At 62.6% G+C, this 21,199-nt stretch carries 21 protein-coding genes; 9 read left to right on the forward strand and 12 right to left on the reverse strand.

Annotated features, from left to right (window positions below; all coding sequences use genetic code 11):
• Positions 1–99 precede the first annotated feature (99 nt).
• The 3 genes from sbcB (at position 100) to AACH87_RS10725 (ending at position 4,221) form a co-directional block, all read left to right on the forward strand.
• Positions 100–1,545, forward strand: coding sequence for an exodeoxyribonuclease I (sbcB, locus tag AACH87_RS10715; RefSeq protein WP_338798804.1), 1,446 nt, complete (start codon positions 100–102; stop codon positions 1,543–1,545).
• Positions 1,546–1,653: 108 nt separating this feature from the next.
• The gene (locus AACH87_RS10720; RefSeq protein WP_338798805.1) at positions 1,654–2,898 is read left to right on the forward strand and encodes a cystathionine gamma-synthase family protein; all 1,245 of its coding nucleotides are present in this window, start codon (positions 1,654–1,656) and stop codon (positions 2,896–2,898) included.
• A gap of 9 nt (positions 2,899–2,907) precedes the next feature.
• Positions 2,908–4,221 (forward strand): protein kinase, encoded by a 1,314-nt coding sequence (locus AACH87_RS10725; RefSeq protein WP_338798806.1) that lies wholly within the window; start codon positions 2,908–2,910, stop codon positions 4,219–4,221.
• A 175-nt stretch (positions 4,222–4,396) separates the two neighbouring features.
• Here the strand turns inward: AACH87_RS10725 and AACH87_RS10730 are convergent, their stop codons facing one another.
• The gene (locus tag AACH87_RS10730; RefSeq protein ID WP_338794416.1) at positions 4,397–4,669 is read right to left on the reverse strand and encodes a YrhB domain-containing protein; all 273 of its coding nucleotides are present in this window, start codon (positions 4,667–4,669) and stop codon (positions 4,397–4,399) included.
• Positions 4,670–4,702: 33 nt separating this feature from the next.
• The gene (locus AACH87_RS10735) at positions 4,703–5,011 is read right to left on the reverse strand and encodes a hypothetical protein (RefSeq protein ID WP_338794417.1); all 309 of its coding nucleotides are present in this window, start codon (positions 5,009–5,011) and stop codon (positions 4,703–4,705) included.
• A 376-nt stretch (positions 5,012–5,387) separates the two neighbouring features.
• On the opposite strand from AACH87_RS10735, the gene AACH87_RS10740 reads away from it, so the two are divergent.
• The 3 genes from AACH87_RS10740 (at position 5,388) to AACH87_RS10750 (ending at position 7,803) form a co-directional block, all read left to right on the forward strand.
• Positions 5,388–5,882: a hypothetical protein gene (locus AACH87_RS10740; RefSeq protein WP_338794418.1), complete on the forward strand. Its 495-nt coding sequence runs from the start codon at positions 5,388–5,390 to the stop codon at positions 5,880–5,882.
• A 192-nt stretch (positions 5,883–6,074) separates the two neighbouring features.
• Positions 6,075–6,716 carry a superoxide dismutase gene (locus AACH87_RS10745; RefSeq protein ID WP_338794419.1) on the forward strand — a complete coding sequence of 214 codons (642 nt, stop codon included), beginning with the start codon at positions 6,075–6,077 and terminating at the stop codon, positions 6,714–6,716.
• Positions 6,717–6,960: 244 nt separating this feature from the next.
• Positions 6,961–7,803, forward strand: a complete 843-nt coding sequence (locus AACH87_RS10750; RefSeq protein ID WP_338798925.1) for a ZIP family metal transporter — start codon at positions 6,961–6,963, stop codon at positions 7,801–7,803.
• 89 nt (positions 7,804–7,892) lie between these two features.
• On the opposite strand, the gene AACH87_RS10755 is transcribed toward AACH87_RS10750, so the two are convergent.
• The 6 genes from AACH87_RS10755 to AACH87_RS10780 form a co-directional block, all read right to left on the reverse strand.
• Positions 7,893–9,122, reverse strand: coding sequence for a nucleoside recognition domain-containing protein (locus tag AACH87_RS10755; RefSeq protein ID WP_338794420.1), 1,230 nt, complete (start codon positions 9,120–9,122; stop codon positions 7,893–7,895).
• 114 nt (positions 9,123–9,236) lie between these two features.
• Positions 9,237–10,286 carry a GGDEF domain-containing protein gene (locus tag AACH87_RS10760; protein ID WP_338794421.1) on the reverse strand — a complete coding sequence of 350 codons (1,050 nt, stop codon included), beginning with the start codon at positions 10,284–10,286 and terminating at the stop codon, positions 9,237–9,239.
• A gap of 35 nt (positions 10,287–10,321) precedes the next feature.
• On the reverse strand, positions 10,322–11,008 hold the full coding sequence (gene trmB, locus AACH87_RS10765; RefSeq protein WP_338798926.1) for a tRNA (guanosine(46)-N7)-methyltransferase TrmB: 687 nt from the start codon (positions 11,006–11,008) through the stop codon (positions 10,322–10,324).
• A 62-nt stretch (positions 11,009–11,070) separates the two neighbouring features.
• Positions 11,071–12,081 (reverse strand): tRNA glutamyl-Q(34) synthetase GluQRS, encoded by a 1,011-nt coding sequence (gene gluQRS / locus AACH87_RS10770; RefSeq protein WP_338794422.1) that lies wholly within the window; start codon positions 12,079–12,081, stop codon positions 11,071–11,073.
• Positions 12,082–12,091: 10 nt separating this feature from the next.
• On the reverse strand, positions 12,092–13,225 hold the full coding sequence (locus tag AACH87_RS10775) for an FAD-dependent oxidoreductase (RefSeq protein WP_338794423.1): 1,134 nt from the start codon (positions 13,223–13,225) through the stop codon (positions 12,092–12,094).
• Positions 13,226–13,311: 86 nt separating this feature from the next.
• Complete coding sequence (locus tag AACH87_RS10780; RefSeq protein ID WP_338794424.1) at positions 13,312–14,250, reverse strand: LysR family transcriptional regulator; 939 nt, start codon at positions 14,248–14,250, stop codon at positions 13,312–13,314.
• Between the two features lie 105 nt (positions 14,251–14,355).
• On the opposite strand from AACH87_RS10780, the gene AACH87_RS10785 reads away from it, so the two are divergent.
• From AACH87_RS10785 to AACH87_RS10795, 3 genes are all read left to right on the forward strand, one after another.
• The gene (locus AACH87_RS10785; RefSeq protein WP_338794425.1) at positions 14,356–15,057 is read left to right on the forward strand and encodes a pirin family protein; all 702 of its coding nucleotides are present in this window, start codon (positions 14,356–14,358) and stop codon (positions 15,055–15,057) included.
• A gap of 99 nt (positions 15,058–15,156) precedes the next feature.
• Positions 15,157–15,711 (forward strand): flavodoxin family protein, encoded by a 555-nt coding sequence (locus AACH87_RS10790; RefSeq protein WP_338794426.1) that lies wholly within the window; start codon positions 15,157–15,159, stop codon positions 15,709–15,711.
• A 101-nt stretch (positions 15,712–15,812) separates the two neighbouring features.
• Positions 15,813–16,700, forward strand: a complete 888-nt coding sequence (locus AACH87_RS10795) for a pirin family protein (RefSeq protein ID WP_338794427.1) — start codon at positions 15,813–15,815, stop codon at positions 16,698–16,700.
• Between the two features lie 49 nt (positions 16,701–16,749).
• Here the strand turns inward: AACH87_RS10795 and AACH87_RS10800 are convergent, their stop codons facing one another.
• The 4 genes from AACH87_RS10800 to AACH87_RS10815 form a co-directional block, all read right to left on the reverse strand.
• Positions 16,750–17,529, reverse strand: coding sequence for a sulfurtransferase (locus AACH87_RS10800; RefSeq protein WP_338794428.1), 780 nt, complete (start codon positions 17,527–17,529; stop codon positions 16,750–16,752).
• A 170-nt stretch (positions 17,530–17,699) separates the two neighbouring features.
• On the reverse strand, positions 17,700–18,542 hold the full coding sequence (locus AACH87_RS10805; RefSeq protein WP_338794429.1) for a MinD/ParA family protein: 843 nt from the start codon (positions 18,540–18,542) through the stop codon (positions 17,700–17,702).
• 10 nt (positions 18,543–18,552) lie between these two features.
• Positions 18,553–19,329, reverse strand: coding sequence for a GGDEF domain-containing protein (locus AACH87_RS10810; protein ID WP_338794430.1), 777 nt, complete (start codon positions 19,327–19,329; stop codon positions 18,553–18,555).
• A gap of 68 nt (positions 19,330–19,397) precedes the next feature.
• A complete protein-coding gene (locus tag AACH87_RS10815) occupies positions 19,398–21,092 on the reverse strand; it encodes a SulP family inorganic anion transporter (RefSeq protein WP_338794431.1) in 1,695 nt (564 codons plus the stop codon).
• Positions 21,093–21,199: the final 107 nt, after the last annotated feature.

A 21,199-nucleotide genomic window follows, 5' to 3' on the forward strand; every position in this document is an offset into this window, starting at 1 on the left:
TACAGTTGGCGGCTGCACGCAGGGGAGGCCGCTGGGAGCTGCGCAAGCTCACAGCCACTATCGGCCCCCATCCAGGTTCATTCGCCCCACTGCACCTTCATGGCATCTCATACCTTTCTCTGGCACGACTACGAAACCTTTGGTGCCAACACTCGGCTGGACCGCCCCGCGCAGTTTGCTGCCATCCGCACGGATGCCGAACTCAACGAGATTGGTGATCCGTTGATGATCTACTGCCAGCCCGCCAACGATTACCTGCCCGATCCCCAGTCCTGCCTCATCACCGGTATCACGCCCCAACTGTGCCTGGAAAAGGGCTTGCCCGAGCGCGAGTTTGCGAACCGCATTGAGGCCGAGTTTGCCCAGCCTGGCACGATTGGCGTGGGCTACAACACCATCCGGTTTGACGATGAGATCACGCGCTTCATGTTCTGGCGCAACCTCATCGACCCCTATGCGCGTGAATGGCAGAACCAGTGCGGGCGCTGGGATTTGCTGGACGTGGTGCGCATGACCTACGCCCTGCGGCCCGACGGCATCCAGTGGCCCCGCAAGGAAGACGGCACGCCCAGCTTCAAGCTGGAGTACCTGTCCAAAGCCAACGGCCTGCTGCACGAAGCCGCGCACGATGCCTTGTCCGACGTGCGCGCCACCATCGCCGTGGCACGCCTCATTCGCCAGCACAACCCCAAGCTGTTTGACTTTGCGCTGTCTCTGCACAAAAAAGACCGCGTAGCGGCAGAACTGCGCCTGCCCGCCACCAACATCACGGCAAGGCCCTTTTTGCATGTGTCGGGCATGTTCCCGGCAGAGCGGGGCTGTTTGGCCGTGATGTGGCCTCTGGCCAGCCACCCCACCAACAAGAACGAGCTGATTGCCTGGGACCTGGCCCATGACCCCTCTGAGCTTGCCACGCTGAATGTGGACGACATCCGCCTGCGCATGTTCACCCGTACTGCCGACTTGCCCGAGGGCGTGTCGCGCCTGCCGGTCAAAACCATCCACCTGAACAAGTCGCCCATGGTGGTGGGCAACGTCAACACGCTCACCCCCGCAGTCGCGCAGCGCTGGGGCATTGACCTGGCCCAGGCCGCTGCACACGCCGAGGCCGCACGCAGCCTGCCCGACATGAGCGGCATCTGGCCTGCGGTGTTTGCCCGCCCGGCAGAGCCTGCGGCTGACGTGGACCAGGACTTGTACGGCGGCTTTGTGGGCAACAACGACCGGCGCTACCTGAATGACCTGCGCAGCATGAGCGGCGAAAAACTGGCCCAAGCCCGCACCGGCTTTGACGACCCGCGCCTGGCTGAGCTGGTGTGGCGATACCGGGCGCGCAACTTTCCGCACACCCTTGCTCCCGAGGAGCAGGAACGCTGGGAAGCACACCGCGCAGCCCGCCTGTTTGACGGGCAGGGCGGGGCGCGCACGGTGGAGCAGCTTTTTGCAGAGATTGACCAGCTTTCCGAAACCGCCGAAGACGAGCGCAGCCAGGACATTCTGGGTGCCTTGTACGATTACGCCGAACACATCGCGCCTGAGCGCTGAACGCCACCCAACCATGCTGAACGGGCATGGCTGCTGGGGCCTTTTGCCAGAGCCACCAAGACGCGACCTGAACAGACGCATTGAACCGACCGATTGCCCTCGTTACCCATGACCACACCGCCAAACCTCCACTTCACCACCCAGATCGTTCACGCAGACCGCTGGGGCGGTGCAGAAAAGGGTGCTATCCACCAGCCCATCCACTCCTCCGTGCAGTACGGGTACGACAAGGTGGAGGACCTGATTGCCGTATTCCAGGGCACCGCCAAGGGCGGCTTCAACTACGCCCGCCAGGGCACCCCCACCACCGCGGCGCTGGAGTCCAAGATCACCCAGATGGAAGGCGGCGTGGGCACCATCGCTTTCTCCACCGGCATGGCTGCGTTGTGCGCCGTGTTCCTCACCCTGCTCAAGGCGGGTGATCACATGGTGGCCAGCAAGTTTGTGTTCGGCAACACCAACAGCGTGTTTGGCACCCTGGCCGACCTGGGCATTGAAGTGACCACCGTGGACGCGACAGACCTTGCCCAGGTGCAGGCGGCCGTGCGCCCCAACACACGCATGGTGTTTGTTGAAACCATTGCCAACCCCGGCACCCAGATTCCGGACCTGGAAGGCATTGGTGCGCTGTGCCGCGACAAGGGCTTGCTCTACGTGGTGGACAACACCGTGGCCTCGCCCTACGCCTTCCGCCCCGCCACCGTGGGAGCAGGACTGGTGATGAACTCGCTTACCAAAAGCATTGGCGGGCATGGCGATGCGCTGGGCGGTGCCATTACCGATACCGGCTTGTTCGACTGGTCTGGCTACCCCAACATCTTCCCGGCCTACCGCAAGGGCGACCCCAAGGGCTGGGGTCTGCAGCAGGTGCGCAAGAAGGGCCTGCGTGACATGGGCGGCACGCTCTCGTCCCACAGTGCCCATCAACTCGCCGTGGGGGCCGAGACCCTGGCCCTGCGCATGGAACGCACCAGCGCCACCGCCCTGGCCCTGGCCCAGTGGCTGCAGCAGCACCCCGCCGTGGCGCAGGTCAACTACCCGCTGCTGCCAAGCCACCCGCAGTACGAGCGCGCCCGCAAGCACTTGCGCGTGGGGTCATGGCTGCTGTCGTTTGAGCTGAAAGACCCCGCCCAGTGCCTGCCCCTGTGCAACCGCCTGCGCCTGCCCATAAACGCCACCGGCCTGGCGGACACGCGCACGCTCATCATCCCGGTCGCCCACACCATTTTTTGGGAGGCAGGGCCTGAAGTGCGGGCGCAAATGGGTATTGGCGACGGCATGATCCGCCTCTCCGTCGGGCTGGAAGACCTGCAAGACCTGCAGGCCGACTTTGCCCAGGCTCTGCAGGGCTGAGCGTACGCCATGGCCGCACCGTCCTCCCTGCCCAGCCATATCGGCAAATATGTGGTGGAGGCCGAGCTGGGCCGTGGTGCCAGCGGTGTGGTCTACCGCGGGGTAGACGCGTTCAAGGGCCGCAAGGTAGCCATCAAGCAGCTGCACGCCCACCTGCTGCGTCAGCCCGACGAAGCAGAGCGCTACCGCAAGCTCATGCGCAACGAGGTGATGCTCACAGCCCGTTTGCGCCACCCCAACATCGTGCGCCTGCTCGATGCCGACGGGCAGGCAGACCTGCCTTACCTGGTGCTGGAGTATGTGGAGGGGCGGCCTCTGTCTGCCTACACCGCACCCGACACCCTGTTGCCCGTGGCGCAGGTGCTGGACATTGCCTACAAATGCTGCAACGCCCTGGACCACGCCCAACGCGAAGGCCTGGTGCACCGGGACATCAAGCCCGCGAACGTGCTGCTTTCGGCAGAGGGCGAGATCAAGCTCACCGACTTTGGCGCAGCGCTGGCGGTGCGGTCTGACGCCACCCAACTGGCCGGGCTGGTGGGCTCGCCCTCGTACATGTCGCCCGAACAGGTGCAGGAGCAAGAGCTGACCCACCACAGCGACATGTTTTCGCTGGCCGTGGTGGTGTATGAACTGCTCACCGGCCGACGCCCCTTTGATGGGGAAACCGATTTTTCCACCCTGTACCGCATTGGCAACGATGCGCCCACCCCGCCCAGGCTGCTGCGCAGCGAGTTGCCCGAACACCTGGACGCCGTGTTGCTGTGCGCCCTGGCCAAGCGCCCGCAAGACCGGTTCGACACCTGGGCCGACTTTGCCGACGCCTTGCTCACTGCTCAGCACGCGCTGCCCGCACCCCGGGCGCAAGACTCCGAAGCCCAGCGCTTTGCCCTGCTGCGCGCGCTGCCGTTCTTTACCGACTTTCACGATGTCGCCCTGTGGGAGCTGATGCGCCTGGGCCGCTGGCGCTGGGCCCCCAAGGGCAAAGTCATTTTGTTTGAAGGCCAGCCCGGCGATTCCTTCTACGTGCTGGTGCAGGGCCGCGTGGCCGTGACGCGCGAGGGCTGGCACCTCAGCACCCTGGGGCCCGGCGTCACCCTGGGTGAGATGACCTACCTGCAGCCCGAGCAGAACATCCGCAGCGCAACTGCCACTGCAGAGACCGACGTGCTGGTGCTCAAGGTGCGCAACCCCTCCCTGCGCGAGGCGTCTGCTGATCTGCAGTCGCGCTTCGACAAGGCCTTTATCAAGGTGCTGGTGTCGCGGCTGGCTGCCACCAGCAAGCAGTTGGGGTCTTGGGAGTTGAGTTCGCCGGAAGAGTGATGAGTGCAGGGCGCTCTTGCGGGGCTGTTGGGCCTTGTGCGCGCGCTGGTTGTGAAAGCGGATGAGGCGACAGTCAGGGCTTGTGGTCGGCGGGCTGGGTTCTCGCATTCATTAAGGCATGGTGTTGAGACTGCTTTGGTGAAAAACGTACAGCCGCTTTGGGCCCCAAGCGGACCTAAAGGTTTACGACCTGCTCTTCCCAACTCAAGTGCGCAACAAGCAGGTGAACTTCGCCTTCAGGATTGACGAAGATTGGACCGTTGCCCGCGAGTGCTGCAGACGGTACACGCGTAGAAATGAACTCTTCCGAGTTGTAGAAGAACACCCATCCATTTGGAGTTTCCGTAGTGAGTTCCGGCCGTATGGATAGAGCACAGCCTGCATCCCGCTGCAGTTTTTCAATCTGTTCGCGCGCCAACGCTGTTGCTGCATCACGGGTGATAGTCATTTTGGAATGTCCCTCTCCTTGCCGGAAACTGTCTCACGGAGACACCCGGTCGTGAATTCTGACAACGCGACCGTGGCCGACGATGCCGCCCTCCCACACTCGAAACGTCGCATCGATAGGGAATCGAGGCAACGCCATCTCTGGGAACAGGAATTGAACGCCGACCGTCATGGTTTGTCCGGGGCGGAATTCAACCTGATGGGGAACTGTGATCCTCATGGAATAGGCCTCATCTTCTGACAGACTTAGGACTCCTCGGTACTCACCACTGATCGCGTGCTGCCTACCTCCCTCGTGCGAGGGGAAAAGCGTGATAACTGCATCGATTTCAGGTGTCATCATGGGTGCAATCAAATGTCCGCTTCTGGCCGAATTCTGTCTCATAGAAGCAGAGACTAAGAACTCCTCGGGTTGACTTGTTGGCGCGTGCAACTGGAGCTGGCATTCAAGCCAAGGTGGCTTAGTGAGATTGCAAGGATTGAAACGCCTTTGCAACGGGCCATTTCCATATACCCCTCTTCAGCCCGGAAAGTCCCGATTTATCGCGCCCACTGTGATGGCGTTTCTCAACTCCCTTCACCACAGATAGACATCTCAAATGAGAATGCTTATCATTTGGAGGCCTGACTACGCAGCACTCCTGCCAACGCAAAAGGTTCTACCCCCATGACCGCACCTCTGCGGCCAACGTATGCGGGGCCTTTTCTGGAGTTGCTTTATGGACCTCAGCGCGTCAGTCATCCCCCTCTCTCATCGGGCAGAGGTGCCCGCACATTCGCCCCTGGATGACTGGGAGCGGCTGATGCGCCGCGCTGCTTCTGCCATGCACCTGCAGCAGCCGCGCATGGCGTTGGCGTGTCAGCGCCAAGCCCTGGCGCTGGTGACCGAGATGGCGCTGGAGCCACCTTTAGGCCGTGAAGACGATTGCGCAGCGGCGTGGGTGGTGTCGCACCTCAACCTGGCAGAGCTGGCGCAAGAGGCGGGCGACCCTGCCGAATCAGGGCGCTTGCTGTGTGCGGCGCATTCCACCTTGCTGCGCTGGATGGGTGACCCCGCCTGCGCCCCGGCCTTGCGCCAGGCGGCCCCTCGCCATGCCCGCGAAACCCTGGCGGCGCTGCTGCGCCATGCAGCGGCCTATGGGGCACCAGCCGATGCAGAAGTGACCCGGCTGGTGGAGGCCGATGTGCCCTGGCCGTCCATGCGGCCTCATTGAGAGCAGCAAACACAACCCCTGGCATTGTTGTTCCGTCTTGTCGTACCGCTCGTACTGCCTGCTGCGCAGCGCCTGACCAGAACCGCTTCGCTGAGTTTTGTTCGCCGCTCCAAATGCTTTAGGGGGTGTGCCGCTTCTGTTCGCATCTGTCGGTCGCAGCTCCCAACCCTTTTTTCAACGGAGGATGTTCCCTTGCCATACACCTTGCCTGCCTTGCCCTATGCCTACGATGCGCTGGAGCCGCACATTGATGCGCGCACCATGGAGATTCACCACACGCGCCATCACCAGACCTACATCAACAACCTGAATGCGGCGCTGGAAGGATCGCCCCATGCCGAGTTGCCCATTGACGAGCTGGTGGCGCGGCTGCCTTTGCTGCCCGAAAACCTGCAGGCCGCAGTACGCAACAACGGGGGAGGGCATGCCAACCACTCGCTGTTCTGGGCGGTGATGTCGCCGCAGGGCGGCGGGCAGCCGCAAGGCGAGCTGGCGCAGGCGATCGATGCCGAGCTGGGTGGGCTGGAGGCCTTCAAAAAGGCATTCACCCAAGCGGCCCTGACCCGCTTTGGCAGCGGGTGGGCGTGGCTGAGTGTGACGCCGCAAGGCAAGCTGGCTGTGGAGAGCACGGGCAACCAGGACAGCCCCTTGATGGCTGGCATTGGCTCGGGCAACACCCCCATCCTGGGGCTGGATGTATGGGAGCACGCTTACTACCTGCACTACCAGAACCGGCGGCCGGACTACATCGCAGCGTTCTACAACGTGATTCACTGGCCCGAGGTGGCCCGCCGTTATGCGGTGGCCTTGGCGCAGGCACGGGCGCTGGGCTGAGGTGTGCCCGCATGCTGCGCTGTCATTTCTGCTGATTTGCTGACTGCCTGAGAGGATGCCAATGTCTTCCATTCATTCCGCGCCCTCTGGCGGCGCTTCCTCTGCGCCTGCTTTGCCTGCTCAGCCTGAGCGGGCCACGCCTTATGAAGCTGGTGCAACGCTGCATGGCGGGCAGGGGCGGGCTGCGGACGGGGCTGCGACCGCCATGGGGCTGCCCACGGTACGTATTCGGTGGCGGCAACGCATGGGGTTTGGCATTGTGTTGCTGGGGGCGCTGGTGCTGGTGGCCCACGGTTGGCACCGGGTGGAGACCCATCCGCAGGTGCGGGATGCCCTTTTGGGCGGGCTGGTGGCAGCGCTGGCCACGGCCCTGGGGGCGGTGCCGGTATGGTTCTCGCAGCAGCTTTCCGCCCGCGTGCAGGACACGCTGTTTGGCTTTGGCGCGGGGGTGATGCTGGCTGCGTGTTCCTTCTCCCTCATCCTTCCTGGCCTGGAGGCCGCCCGTGCGGGCGGGGCGGGTGGATGGGCCGCGGGCGGCATTCTGGGGGCGTCCATTCTCCTGGGCGCTGCTGCCTTGCTGGCTTTGGAGCGCTGGCTGCCCCACGAGCATTTCATCAAAGGGGTGGAGGGGCCGGCCTCGCGCACCCTGCGGCGCACCTGGCTGTTTGTGTTTGCCATAGCTTTGCACAATCTGCCCGAAGGTTTGGCCATTGGTGTGGCCTATGCGGGCGGCGATGCCATGCGCGCCAGTGCGCTGGCCACTGGCATTGCCATACAGGATGTGCCCGAGGGGCTGGTGGTGGCTGTGGCGCTGCTGGCTGCGGGCTACCGCCGCTCGGTGGCCGTAGGGCTGGGCATGGCATCAGGCCTGGTGGAGCCCTTGGGGGCGGTGCTGGGCGCAGTGGTCATCAGCCACGCCGTCAGCCTGTTGCCCTGGGGGCTGGGCTTTGCGGCGGGGGCCATGCTGTTTGTCATCAGCCACGAGATCATTCCCGAATCCCACCGCAAGGGCCACGAGGCCTGGGCCACGGGCGGGCTGATGTGGGGCTTTGTGCTGATGATGCTGCTGGATACGGCGCTGGGTTGATTTTGCTATTGAATAAATAGCAGCCTGCACTTGATTGGTGGGCGCTAGAGCGTTTTTTATTAGAAAGGCTCTGGGCGCCGATAGCCGCGTCAGCCAAAGAACTGGTAGCACACCACAATGGCGGCCACCACCCCCGCCAGTTCTGCCAGCAGGGCGCAGCCCACCGCATGGCGTGCACGCTGTATGCCCACCGCGCCAAAGTACACCGCCAGCACATAAAACGTGGTTTCGGTGCTGCCCTGGATGGTGGCTGCTGCCAGCGCCGCAAAGCTGTCCACGCCCTGGGTCTGCATGGTCTCGATCAGCATGGCGCGTGCCGCGCTGCCTGAAAACGGCTTGACCAGTGCGGTGGGTAGTGCGTCCACAAACCGTGCATCCACCCCGAGTGTGTTGACGCACCAGCGAATCCCCTCCAGCGCATAGCCCAGCGCGCCGGATGCCCGCAGCACCCCCACGGCGCACAGCATGGCCACCAGATAGGGCAGCAGGCCCTTGGCAACTTCAAAGCCTTCCTTTGCCCCTTCTACAAAGGCTTCGTACACCGGCACCTTGCGCCATGCGCCCACCAGCACAAACAGCAGGATCAGGCCAAACAAGGTCAGGTTGCCCAGCAGCGATGAAAGCTGTGCCAGCGCCGCAGCGCTGAGCGTGCTGAGAAACGCCATGAAACCACCCAGCAGCAGCGCCAGCGGCAGCAGGTAGGCCAGCACCACGGGGTTGAGCAAGGGCAGCCTTTGCACTGCGGCTACGGCGAGCAGGCCGGTGATGGTGGAGGCCGACGTAGCCAGCAGGATGGGCAGGAACACCAGCGTGGGGTCTGCAGCGCCTTGCTGCATGCGGTACATGAAGATGGTGACAGGCAGCAGCGTGAGCGAGGACGCATTGAGCACCAGAAACAGTATCTGGGCGTTGGTGGCGGTGTGCAGCTCGGGGTTCAGCTCTTGCAGCGCCCGCATGGCTTTGAGGCCCATGGGCGTGGCCGCGTTGTCCAGGCCGAGGGCGTTGGCTGCAAAGTTCAACGTCATCAGCCCCAGGGCGGGGTGGCCTCGTGGCACCTCGGGCATCAGCCGTGCAAACAAGGGGGCCAAAAAGCGGGCCAGCAGGTCCACAATGCCCGCCTTTTCGGCAATGCGCAGAAAGCCCAGCCACAGCGTGAGGGTGCCAAACAGCAGCACCATCACCTCCACAGACAGCTTTGCCATGGCGAAGAGAGACTCCACCATCGCCCCAAAAACCTGGGGGTTGCCCGCTACCAGCCATTGCGCCAGCGCGGCCACGGCTGCCGTGGCAAAGAAGCCCAGCCACAGGATGTTCAGCATGGAGCAGTCTCAGGCGTGGAAGTTGGGGCCTGCGCCTTGTGGCGCAGGGCTGTCGCGCAGAGCTGTCATGCAAGTGCGCGGGAGAGGCTGGGAGCAGATTCTTTGAACAGGTTCTTAGAACAATTCAACGTCGTCATTGGCCACCTTGGTGGCCAGATGACCGGCGGCCACCAGATCGTCGTAAAACCGCACCTGGTTGCGCCCGTTTTCCTTGGCGTAGTACAGCGCTTGGTCGGCCTGACCGAGGATTTCGACCGGAGAGCCGCGGGATGTGCCCACAAACCCCAAGCTCACCGTGACGTTGCCCACCTGCGGGAAGTGGTGCTCTTGCACCGTTTCGCGAAAACGGTTGAACACCTTGTGCGCCTTGGACAGCGTGGTATTGCGCAGCAGCACCACAAACTCTTCCCCGCCAAAGCGGAAGATGCGGTCATGCGAACGGAAGGAGCTGCGCAGGATGTTGGCAATCAGGATCAGCACCTCGTCGCCATACAGATGGCCGAACCGGTCGTTGACCTGCTTGAAGTGGTCGATGTCCACCACCGCCAGCCAGTTCTGCACCGGTTCTGATTCGGCGGTGACTTCCTCGGCAATCATGGACTCCGCACTCTTGGGGCGGCTGCTGCTCAGGCCGGGGGAGGCCGTGCGCGCGAATTGCTCGTCAAACGTCTTGCGGTTGAACAGGCCGGTGAGGGCGTCGCGCTCGGAGTAGTCCAGCAGGCTCTGGTAGTTCTGGTAGACCAGAAACACGCCTTTGAGCACCTCAAGCTTGTGGGCCGAGAAGGGGCGCGACTGCGTGATCTCCAGGCAGGTGTTGACCTTTTCGTGCATCCACACCGGCAACCACAGCGTGTGCCTGCCGGGGCGGGGGTTGGCCAGGGCGATGTCTCCCTGCTTGGTCACGCACTCAAAAAGTTCAGGGTAACGGTCTAGCGCTTCCTTGCGGGGGTCTGAGGCGGCGTCTGAATCGGTGGACACAAGCTGACCGTCCTGCACCCAGGTGCGGGGGCGGATGTGAGGCTCCCCCTGGTCGGTGAACAGTTCCAGCGCACGCACTTCCTTGATGCTGCTGAGCTTTTGCAAGGTTGAGAGTACCGATACCTCCAGCCGCAAATGGTCGCGGTGGCCGGTCATCTCAACAAGGTGTTGCAGTATGGGCTTCATGGTGGTGGAAGTACGTACGACCGTGTCTGGCATTGCTAGCGTCTTTTGAACACGATATCCCACACCCCATGACCCAGGCGCAAGCCCCGGTTTTCAAACTTGGTCAACGGGCGGTATTCGGGTTGTGGAGCATACCCTTGTGCCGTGTTGACCAGAAGGGGCTCTTGTCCCAGCACTTCCAGCATCTGTTCGGCATAAGGCTGCCAGTCGGTAGCGCAATGCAGGTAGCCACCGGGTTTGAGACGGGCTGCCAGCTTGGCCACCAACGGTGGCTGGATCAACCGACGCTTGTTGTGTCTCTTCTTGTGCCAGGGGTCAGGAAAAAAGATGTGAATGCCATCGAGGCTGCCGGGCTGCAGCATGTGGTCGATGACTTCCACGGCGTCGTGCTGGAGGATGCGGATGTTGCTGATGTCTTGCTCGCCAATGCGCTTGAGCAGCGCGCCGACACCGGGCTCATGCACTTCACAGCACAGGAAGTTGTCATCTGGGCGCACCCGTGCAATGTGCGCAGTGGCCTCACCCATGCCAAAACCAATCTCCAGGATCAGTGGTGCGGTGCGGCCAAAGGCCGTGGCGGCGTCCAGCGGCTCTGGGCGGTAGTTCAGTACAAAGCGGGGGGCCAGCTCTTCAAAGGCCTTGGCCTGGCCTGTGGTGGTGCGGCCTGCGCGGCGCACATAGCTTTTGATGGCTTTGGGAAAGGCCACGCCAGCGGGGGGCATGCCCGGCGCGGCTGTGGGCTGAGCCTGTGGCTCGTCTGCGAGAGAGATATTGTTCTGTTCGATCACGATGCGCCATTGTAGATTCGTGACCATGCCTTGACCCATTGCGCCAGGGCATCTCCCACACAAATGTTGTGTGGATGTTCCAGCGCTGGCAGGCCCAGCATCTGCGCGGCCCGGTCCAATGCCTCCACGGGGTTGCTCAGGTCCAGTGCGGCGGCTCCGTTCTGCTTGGACAGTTTTTCGCCATTGGTCCCCAGTACCAGCGGCGTGTGCAGATAGCGCGGTGTGCGGTAGCCCAGCGCCTGCTGCAGCAGGATTTGCCGGGGCGTGTTGTCTGCCAGATCCTCCCCGCGCACGATATCGGTGATGCCTTGGGCGGCGTCGTCCACCACCACGGCCAGTTGGTAGGCCCACAGGCCATCTGCGCGCTTCAGCACAAAGTCGCCCACCACCGCATCCACATCCTGTTGCTGGGGGCCGAGTTTGCGGTCGGTCCAGTGGACGATGCTTTTTGCTATGGAAAATGTAGCTGCCTGCGCCGTACCAACGGCGCTAGAGGCTGATTCGATCTGAATCCTGCTGCAAGCCAGAAATCGCCATGCACGCGGGCTGCGTCCTTGCAGACCGTGTCTGCAGGTGCCGGGGTAGGGCAGGCCCGCGTGCCTTTCGCGGGCATGGCCCTGGGCCGCCAGCGCTTCCTCTATCTCCTTGCGGGAGCACGCGCACGGGTATGCCAGACCGCGGGTGACCAGGGCGCGGAGAGCTTCCTGGTAGAGCGCTCCTCGCGTTGATTGCCACACGGGTGGCAGGTCGGGGTGCAGGCCGCAGGTGGCCAGCTGCTGCAGGATGGTTTGATCTGCCCCAGGGATGCAGCGTGGGGTGTCCACGTCTTCTAGGCGCACCAGCCAAAGCCCGTTGGCAGCCTTGGCGTCCAGCCAGCTGGCCAGAGCCGCCACCAGAGAGCCTTGGTGCAAGGGACCGGTGGGGGACGGTGCAAAGCGCCCCACGTAACCTGAGGGAGAGGGCACGGAAGGAGAGGGTTGCAGAGGCTTGCCCTTGTCGTGGCTCATCGGTTGTGGCTCATCGTGCAGCCAGGGCCAGCTCCAAGCCCGAGATGAACGCGTCTTCCAGCCGGTGGCCCAGGCACCAGTCACCGCAGGCCCCCAGAGACTGCTGGGCATCCCACAGATGGCTCTGGCCCAAAGCGTGGGTGGTCTGCGCATAGGGCCAACAGTGCAGCGCGACATGCGCGGGCTCTGCGCGCAGGCCCGTCACCTCTGCAAATGCCTTGAGCAGCTTGGCCTGCACGCGGGCCTCGTCGTCTTGCAGGTGCTCTGCAGACCAGGCCGGGTTGGCTTGCACCGTCCAGCGCTCCACCGAGCTGCGGCCGGGCTTGGACGATTCACGCGCCAGCCAGGCAATGCGGTGGTGGGTGCTGCGCGCCACATTCCAGTGTGGGCCCAGCGTGGTCAGCCCCGGCCGTACTGCATGGGGGTAGGCCAGCATCATGGTCCAGCACGGTGCCATGGCCACTTGCGCCAGCGGGGCGTTGAGCGCGCATTCCAGCGCCGACTTGGTCAGCAGCGCACGCGTTGCAATGGCAGGCTGGCTGAAGAGCACGGCATCGAACCCCGCGTATACATGCTGTGCGCCCCCAGCGCTTTCGGTGCGCAGTTGCCAGCCTTGGGGGTTCATGGCGTCGCGCTCTACCCGTTGCACCCGGGTGCTGAAATGGATGCGGCCTGCTTGCTGCAGTGGTGCGGCCCAGGTCTGCACCAGCGTTTGCATGCCAGGGCTGGCAACCCAATGGGCCTCGCGGGACAGCAGCCCCGGTGACGTGACCCGGCCAGAGGCATCCAGCACACGCACGTTGTTCGCACTCCAGGGCTTGCACACGCCTGGAACGGTGTCTATGGCCCTCGCAAAGCGTGCATCACGCACGGTGAAGTACTGGGCCCCTGCGTCAAAGGTGCCAAAGGCTGTGTCGTGCGTGGCCGTGCGGCCACCGGCGCTGTCCTGCTGCTCAAATACCGTCACCTCGTGCCCGGCCTGCACCAGCGTGCGGGCACAGGCAATACCGGCCATGCCTGCACCCACGATGGCAAAGTGGCGCTTGGCGTGGGTGGCCTGCGGCTGCGCCTTGGAAGGGCTGGATGCTGCGGGGGATGAAGCGCTTCGGGGACGCTTGGCGGAGCGGGGGAGGGTCTTGCTCATGGATGGCCTTTCGTTAGCAGCGAGTGTGAAGTGAACAGCGTAAATCCAATAACAGTCACTCTACACGCGCCCGCGTTTGCCTTGCATCAGAAATGATGGTGGTTTTCCAGCAGTGCCTTGCGTGTGGCCGGGCTTTGGAGCTGCTGCAGCCACCATTGCAAGGCCCTGCCTGGCGCGCTGAAGCCTGGCCCGCCCCAGGCGTAGCACATGTTGACCCGCCGCTCGGGTCGGGCTACGCGCTTGGCTACCAGACGACCAGCTTCCAGGTAGGGACGCACCATGGGCTCAGGCAGAAAGCCGCCTCCGAGCCCGCGCAACTGGGCCTGGATTTTGGCCTGCATGGTGTCCACGGTCAGCACGTCCTGGCCTCCCAGAAGGCCCAGCGTCATGCCGCCTCGCTGTGCAGAATCCGCCACTGCAATCGCCCGGTGGCCCAGCATCACTGCATCGGTAATGGGTTCGGGCACGGCTGCCAGTGGGTGGTGAGGAGCCACCACGTAGATGAACAACACTTCGCCCAGTGGCAACTGCTGCAAGCCGGCAACGTCGGTGCCCACGCCCGCAACACCAATGGCCAGATCTGCACGGCCAGAGGTCAGGGCCTCGCGGGTGCCGGTCATGATGCCGTCGCTCAGCTTCAGGCGGGTGGGGGGAGAGGTGGCGTAGAACGCCTCCACCAGCTCCAGCATGGTGTGCGGAGAAATCACACCGTCGACAGACAGCGTGAGCTGCGGCTCCCACCCCGTAGCCACGCGCCGCACGCGGTGGGCCACGGCATCAATGTCCTGCAGCAGGCGTTTTCCTTCCCGCAGCAATTCAGACCCGGCCTCGGTGGGGCGGGCCTGGCGTGCGCTGCGGTCAAAAAGCAGAACGTCCAGCGCATCCTCAATCTGCCGCACCCGGTAGGTGAGGGCGCTGGGCACCAGCCCCAGCTGTCGTGCAGCCGCAGCAAAGCTGCCCGCATCGGCAATCACTTCCAGCATGGTCAAGCTGTCCGGCGTCAAAACATCGCGTGCGTTTTGCATGGTGGGCTTTAGATTGTTCAGACTTTTTGAATGATGCCATCAATCCTGCTGTGACCGGCAACGACTGCGCAAACCTACAGTGATGGGCATGAAAGGAGTGCCCTCATGCTGACCGTGCGCAAGTCCCAAGACCGTGGATATGCCGATCATGGGTGGCTCCAGTCCTTCCACAGTTTTTCTTTTGCGGGCTATTACGACCCGCGCTTCATGGGCTTTGGCAACCTGCGTGTCATCAACGAAGACCGCATTGCTGCCGGAACCGGTTTTGCACCCCATGCTCACCGGGACATGGAAATCATCAGCTACGTGCTGTGCGGAGCACTGGCGCACAAGGACAGCCTGGGCAACATCAAAGCCATACCGGCGGGAGACGTGCAGCGCATGAGTGCAGGCAGTGGCGTCACGCACAGCGAGTTCAATCACGCACCGGCCTGCGCCACCCATTTTCTGCAGATTTGGATTGAGCCCAAAACGCGCGGCATTGCCCCCAGCTATGAGCAAAAGCGGTTTGCCGAGGATGAAAAGCGCGGGGTGCTGCGCCTGATCGCATCGCCTGATGGCGCGGCTGGCTCTGTTGTGATCCATGCCGATGCCGCTGTGTACGCTGGCTTGTTGGACGCACAGGAATCCGCCACACTGCCCCTGTCACCCGAACGCAAGGGGTATGTGCATGTGGTGCGTGGGCAGCTCTCGGCCAATGGGCATTGCCTGCGCCAGGGCGATGCGGCCATGCTGGAAGGCGAGAGCCTGCTGACGCTTTCTGGCGGCAAGAATGCGGAGGTACTCGTGTTCGACCTGGCCCCATGAATTTTTCGCGTACCCCGCCATGAATGGGGTGCGCATTACGGGCTTCAGGCTCTGCCTGGAGTTTTTTTCTTGTCCGTCGTTTTCCTCACAGGAGTTTTCATGTCTCAAATCGTTGTGGTCTATCACTCCGGCTATGGTCATACCCAGCGCGTGGCGCAGCAAGTGGCAGAGGGCGCAGGCGCCCAGCTGCTGGCGATTGATGCAGACGGCAATCTGCCCGAGGGCGGCTGGGATGCGCTGAACGCGGCAGACGCCATCATCTTCGGCACCCCCACTTACATGGGCGGGCCCAGCTGGCAGTTCAAGAAGTTTGCCGATGCCACGTCCAAGGCATGGTTCTCGCGCGCTTGGCAAGACAAGGTGTTTGGTGGCTTTACCAACAGCGCCAGCTTCAATGGTGACAAGCAAGTCACCCTGGTATATCTGCAAACCCTGGCCTCGCAGCATGGCGGCCTGTGGGTGAGCCTGGGCCTGGCTCCCAGCAACAGCAAGGCCGCAACCCGCAATGACGTGAACAACCTGGGCGGCTCGGTCGGCTTGCTGGTGCAGTCGCCTTCTGATGCGTCTGTGACTGAGATTCCCCAAGGCGACCTTGACACTGCCAAGCTGTACGGCAAGCGCGTGGCAGCTATCACGGCACGCTTGAAGGCCTGATGCGCTGATCTCTTGGATGGTGCAGCCCCTTGCCGATGAGTCTTCGGCAGGCGTTTGCACCACCTTTGCAACAGCAGGCCCGTAACTTCAAGGAGACAGGAATGACGGCACCACAAATGATCCAGCCCCACGAAAAAGACCTGGGCGGTGGCTTTAGGGTGCGCAGGCTGTTGCCTGCGATCGAGCGGCAGTCGGTGGGGCCTTTTCTGTTTTTCGACCACTTTGGCCCGGTGACGGTCACGCCAGAGTCGCAACATGATGTGCGCCCCCATCCGCACATCGGTCTGGCTACGGTGACCTACCTGTTCTCCGGTGCCATCATGCACCGCGACAGTCTGGGGTCCCTGCAGCAGATCGAACCCGGAGCCATCAACTGGATGACTGCGGGCCGCGGCATTGTTCACTCTGAGCGGCGGCCGGAATCGCTGGCCCAGTCCACCTACGTGAACCATGGCATTCAGCTGTGGGCCGCGTTGCCCCCTGAGCACGAAGAGGCAGCCCCTGATTTTGTGCATACGCCCGCGGATGCCATCCCCCAGTTGCAGGCGGGCGATGCCACGGTGCGTGTGCTGATCGGCAGTGCCTGGGGCAAGGTCTCTCCGGTACAGAGCCTGGCTCCGGCGCTGTATGTCGACATCCATCTGCCCGCGCACGGGCAGTTGCGTCTGCCGCAATCCATGGCAGAGGAGCTTGGCGTGTATGCGGTGGATACTGCGCTACAGGTGGGCGAAGGCACCGTGCCCCTGCATACGTTTGCGCTACTGCCCACGGATCAGGAAGTGACGCTGACCGCAGGCGCTGAAGGTGCGCGCTGCATGCTGCTGGGTGGCGATGCGCTGAAGAGCAGACGCCACATCTGGTGGAATTTCGTCTCCACCCGCAAGGAGTGCATCGTGCAGGCTGCGAGCGACTGGGATGCTCAACGCATGGGGTCTGTGCCTGGGGAGACCGAGCACATTCCCTTGCCGGAGCGGCGCTTTAAAGCCTGAGAATCTGTTCGAAAAGGCCACTAGCGCTTGATTAACAAGCGCAGGCAGCTCACTTTTTGATAGCGTTTTCAGCGGCGGCTGCAGCGGTGTCGGTCGCGGTGCGAGCAGACAGGTCGTTCTCCAGCACCACACGTTCGTCAAACACGAAGCAACCGCCGTGGTAGTGCGCGCCATCCGTGTTCTCGAAGTATTTCAGGATACCGCCCTCGAGTTGGTAGACATGCTCCAGGCCTTCTTCGCGCATCAGAATGGCGGCCTTTTCACAGCGGATACCTCCCGTGCAGAAGCTCACCACCGTTTTGTCCTGCAATTCGCTTTTGTGGGCGCGTAACGCGTCTGGAAATTCGGTGAACTTGCTGATGCGCCAGTCAATGGCGTTATCGAAAGTCCCTGCGTCCACTTCAAAGTCGTTGCGGGTGTCCAGGGTGACGACTGCTCTTCCGTGGTCGTCATGACCTTGCTCCAGCCAGCGGCGCAGAGTGGCTGGGTCAACCGCCGGTGCACGCCCTTGCGCAGGGCGAATCGTGGGGTGGTCCATACGGATGATTTCCCGCTTCACCTTCACCAGCATCTTGCGAAACGGCACGTGGTCAGACCAGCTCTCTTTGGGGGCGAGATCGGCAAACCGCGCGTCTTCTCGCAGCGCATCCACAAAACCGCGCACGGCTTCAGCGGGCCCTGCCAGAAAGAAGTTGATGCCTTCTTCCGCCAGCAGGATCGTGCCTTTGAGCTGCGCCGCTCGCGCTTGCGTCAGCAAGGTTTCCTTCAACTGCGCAGCATCAGGCAAAGGCACAAACTTGTAGCAGGAGATATTGAGAACGGAATTCATGTGTGCAAGAGGGCGTTCGCCAGTCATCAGACCAGAGATAAAGCCATGATGGGGTGCTTTGGCAACCAACGGAGAATGTACCGCTGGTTTTCAGTCGGACATCGCGTTGGCGGTGCCCGGAAGGCCAGCACTGCGCTGACATAGACGACCGCTGCGGTCGCAAGGGCTTCTCAGGTCGAAGGGGTCAGCAGCGCGGTCTCGATCTTGTTGGCCAGTTGCGATATGGCCAGGGCCGCCGGACAACCGGGCGTGTGAACCAGCAAAAGCTGCCTGCGCATCACCGCATCGCGCACGGAGGCGTCTGCAGGAATATCACCCATGTGGATCAGCCTGACGGGGCGGCCTGACTGCGTGCTTACAAACCGGTCCAGCACCTGCTGCAACTGGCTGGTAATGGCGCGCCCGTCGCCAGGGCGTGCAGCCTGATTGATCACCATGCGTACATGCTGGCGCTTTTGCTGCATGGCCAGAACCTTGATGGCCGCGTATGCGTCGGTCAGCGAGGTGGGCTCTGGCGTGGCAACGATCAATACTTCTGAAGCCAGTGAAATGGAGAACAGCACCACATCCGAAATGCCCGCGCCTGTGTCCAGCAACACCACGTCATACTGTGGAGTCAGGGCCTGGATGACATTGAGGAACTGGTTGCGGACCTCAGGCGTCAGGCGTGAATATTCCACCATGCCCGAGCCCGCCAGCAAAACAGAAAAGCCACCGGGGGCTTTGATGACAGCCTGCTCCAGCGTTGCCTTGCCGGTGAACACATCGTGCAAAGTGATCTTGGGGTGCAGATTGAGCACCACATCCAGGTTGGCAAGGCCCAGGTCAGCATCCAGTACCAGGACCCGATGGCCGCGGCGTGTAAGCGCTGCAGCGAGGTTGGCAGACACAAAGGTTTTACCCACGCCACCTTTGCCGCTGGTGATTGCAATGATGCGTGCGCCCGCGGCAGGGCTGGCCTGCGCAGGGGCTGGACCGGGTGTGGTGGGTTGGGGTGACAGCGCGTCGCTCATCATCTAACTTTCAGTAGGCGCTGCCTGTTGCATCCAATGGGGGAGGGAGGTCGCCCCAGCCCGACGGCGAGTACAGTGGGCCGAACAACAAGCTTTTTTCTTCGGCACTGACTGTGCTGTCTGGTTGCTCCTCGATGCTCACGCGGTTGCGACCGGCCGATTTTGCCTGATACAGCTGATGGTCGGCTCGGTCAATCCACAGCAGGGTCGTCGAACGAATCCATTGAAGGGCGAAAGCACCGCCAATGCTGACCGTGACATTGAGCTCAATGGAAGGCGATATCTTGATGGGTGTATTGGCCACAGCGCGCCGAATGCGCTCAGCTACCACGTTGCCGAAGGCGGCCTGACAGGCCGGCAGTACCACTGCGAATTCTTCGCCGCCGTACCGGGCCAGGGTGTCCATGGGCCTCACACAGGCGCTCAGTGTCCGTGCGACCGACTGCAGCACGATATCGCCCGCCAGGTGGCCGTGGGTATCATTCACCTTTTTGAAATGGTCAATGTCCAGCATCAACAGCAGCGCTGCCTCACCTGAGCGGGTGACCCGGTCAATTTCGCGCTCAAGCACTGCCCGGAAGTGACGCCGGTTAGCAAGTCCCGTGAGTGGGTCTTTCAGCGATAGCTCACAAAGGCCATCGATGAGCCCTTGGAGGTACTGTCGTGGGTGAGATCTGTCCAGCGCAGGGGCCGGACTGCTGCCGGCCACTTGTGTGACCAGGGCATGGGCAGTATCCAGGCGCAGATCGCGCAGGTCTACGAGGTGAGGGGCCGCCGAGTCAGACACAAATGCATGCTTGAAGAGTTGACCGAGTGTAGCAGCGGGGTGCACCTTTGGGCGGCAAATGTCACTAATCAGGGAGGCGTTTGCGGCGTTGCTTGCGGCGCCAGTTGCTGCAAGGCCACAAGCGCGTCAGCGTCGGTGCGGTACGTGCAAAGGCCTGCGGCGGCAGGCAGCAGGCCTGCCTTGCGAAGTCCGGTTTCCACGGGCAGCTTCAAGCCACTGATGTGCAGTACGCCCCCACGGGCCAGCATCAATGCGTGTAATTGCGCAAAGGCTTCCAAGCCTGTAACGTCAATGCGATTGATGGGCTGCGCCATCAGGCACAGATGCAAGGTGTCCGGGTGCGCGTTCAGGTGTTCAATGACTCGGCGCTCCAGTGCACTGGCCGAAGCAAAATCCAGCTCTGCATCCATGCGCAGCGCCAGAAGCTGGGGGGCCAGAGGTGGGAGGTTCCACAGGTGGCGGTCTCGCAGACTGCCGTCCGGGTGGAGCCCCAATTCAATGATGCGGGGGTGCAGTCGCTGGTACAGAAAGTGGGCCAGGTTCATGACCAGCCCGGCCAGCACGCCCCAGTACATGCGGGGGGCGGTTGCCAGTGTCAGCGCGAAGGTGACTGCAGCAATCACCGCCTCTACCCTCGACACACGCCAGAGCCTGAGCAGTGTGGCGGGCTTGAACAGGCTGAAAACTGCCGTCACGACAATGGCCGCCAACGCAGATTGCGGCACAAAATACAGCGCGGGCGTCAGCCACAGCAAAACGACCAGTACCAGAACCAGCGAAAACAGCGTGGCCCAACCGCTTTGAGCCCCTGCATAGAGGTTGATGGCGGAGCGCGAAAACGATGCGCTGGTGGCAAAACTGCCGCACAGACCGCTTGCCACCTTGGAAAGCCCTTGCCCGATCAGATCCTGGTTTTCGTTCCACCGCTCGCCAGAGCGTTGGCTTTCCACTTTCGCGCTGGATGCGGTTTCCAGAAAACTTACCAATGTCACCACCAGCACCGGCATCAGCAGGGACGCAAAGTCTGCTGCTGGCATCCACCCGGGCCAGTGCAGCGTGGGCAAGCCTTGCGGTAAATGTCCGACCACGGCCCCTCCGGCGTCGGCATACCCGGTTGCCCAGCTGATGCCCCCTGCCAGTCCCACCACCATGATGGCGGAGGGAAAAGTGGGGCTGAGCCGCTTGCTCAGGATCAGCGCGGCCATGCTGCCGAAACCAAAAGCCGCAGCGGCAAGATCAAAAAGCCCGAGGGATGGGGTGCTGACAAGGGCGCTGAAGTCCGCACGCAACCCTGTCAATGCGGGCAGTTGCGAAGCCAGTATCAGCAAGGCTGCTGCCTGCGTGAATCCATTGAGCACGGGTGAAGTGACCAGATTGACCACCCAGCCAAACCGGGCCAGCCCCATCACGCACTGCAGCGCACCACACAACAATGAAATCCACACGGCCATCTGCACCCATTGGGCGCTGCCGGGCTCGGCAAGCCCCGTCAGCGATGCGCCGATGAGCAAGCTGGTGAGTGCCGTTGGACCCACCCCCAAGCGTGTGGAAGAGCTGAAAAGCACAGCCACCAGCGCAGGCAGCAGGGAGGCGTAGATCCCGGTCACCAGGGGCATACCCGCCAGCGCGGCATAGGCAACGCCCTGCGGCACCAGCATCAGCCCCACGGTCATGCCTGCCCAGAACTCCCCTCGAAGCAGGGCCGCACTGGGTTTGGGCCATGCAAGGAACGGAAGCCAGGAGCGCAGAGACGAAAGTTGCATGGGTGAATTGTCGCTGCAGTCGCGTACACGGGGCCACGCTGATTTGGTTTTGTCCTACGTGAGCCTGACTGGCGTTCTGACAGGCGCGAGACCGTGCAGTGCTTACA

This window comes from Acidovorax sp. DW039 (assembly GCF_037101375.1).
Classification (GTDB): Bacteria; Pseudomonadota; Gammaproteobacteria; order Burkholderiales; family Burkholderiaceae_C; genus Acidovorax.

Bases quoted from the DNA above. Each gene is read 5' to 3' on its own strand.
- sbcB (WP_338798804.1), top strand. From the start codon at position 100: ATGGCATCTCATACCTTTCTCTGGCACGACTACGAAACCTTTGGTGCC.
- AACH87_RS10720 (WP_338798805.1), top strand. From the start codon at position 1,654: ATGACCACACCGCCAAACCTCCACTTCACCACCCAGATCGTTCACGCA.
- AACH87_RS10725 (WP_338798806.1), top strand. From the start codon at position 2,908: ATGGCCGCACCGTCCTCCCTGCCCAGCCATATCGGCAAATATGTGGTG.
- AACH87_RS10730 (WP_338794416.1), bottom strand. From the start codon at position 4,669: ATGACTATCACCCGTGATGCAGCAACAGCGTTGGCGCGCGAACAGATT.
- AACH87_RS10735 (WP_338794417.1), bottom strand. From the start codon at position 5,011: ATGATGACACCTGAAATCGATGCAGTTATCACGCTTTTCCCCTCGCAC.
- AACH87_RS10740 (WP_338794418.1), top strand. From the start codon at position 5,388: ATGGACCTCAGCGCGTCAGTCATCCCCCTCTCTCATCGGGCAGAGGTG.
- AACH87_RS10750 (WP_338798925.1), top strand. From the start codon at position 6,961: ATGGGGTTTGGCATTGTGTTGCTGGGGGCGCTGGTGCTGGTGGCCCAC.
- AACH87_RS10755 (WP_338794420.1), bottom strand. From the start codon at position 9,122: ATGCTGAACATCCTGTGGCTGGGCTTCTTTGCCACGGCAGCCGTGGCC.
- AACH87_RS10760 (WP_338794421.1), bottom strand. From the start codon at position 10,286: ATGAAGCCCATACTGCAACACCTTGTTGAGATGACCGGCCACCGCGAC.
- trmB (WP_338798926.1), bottom strand. From the start codon at position 11,008: ATGCCCCCCGCTGGCGTGGCCTTTCCCAAAGCCATCAAAAGCTATGTG.
- gluQRS (WP_338794422.1), bottom strand. From the start codon at position 12,081: ATGAGCCACGACAAGGGCAAGCCTCTGCAACCCTCTCCTTCCGTGCCC.
- AACH87_RS10775 (WP_338794423.1), bottom strand. From the start codon at position 13,225: ATGAGCAAGACCCTCCCCCGCTCCGCCAAGCGTCCCCGAAGCGCTTCA.
- AACH87_RS10780 (WP_338794424.1), bottom strand. From the start codon at position 14,250: ATGCAAAACGCACGCGATGTTTTGACGCCGGACAGCTTGACCATGCTG.
- AACH87_RS10785 (WP_338794425.1), top strand. From the start codon at position 14,356: ATGCTGACCGTGCGCAAGTCCCAAGACCGTGGATATGCCGATCATGGG.
- AACH87_RS10790 (WP_338794426.1), top strand. From the start codon at position 15,157: ATGTCTCAAATCGTTGTGGTCTATCACTCCGGCTATGGTCATACCCAG.
- AACH87_RS10795 (WP_338794427.1), top strand. From the start codon at position 15,813: ATGACGGCACCACAAATGATCCAGCCCCACGAAAAAGACCTGGGCGGT.
- AACH87_RS10800 (WP_338794428.1), bottom strand. From the start codon at position 17,529: ATGAATTCCGTTCTCAATATCTCCTGCTACAAGTTTGTGCCTTTGCCT.
- AACH87_RS10805 (WP_338794429.1), bottom strand. From the start codon at position 18,542: ATGAGCGACGCGCTGTCACCCCAACCCACCACACCCGGTCCAGCCCCT.
- AACH87_RS10815 (WP_338794431.1), bottom strand. From the start codon at position 21,092: ATGCAACTTTCGTCTCTGCGCTCCTGGCTTCCGTTCCTTGCATGGCCC.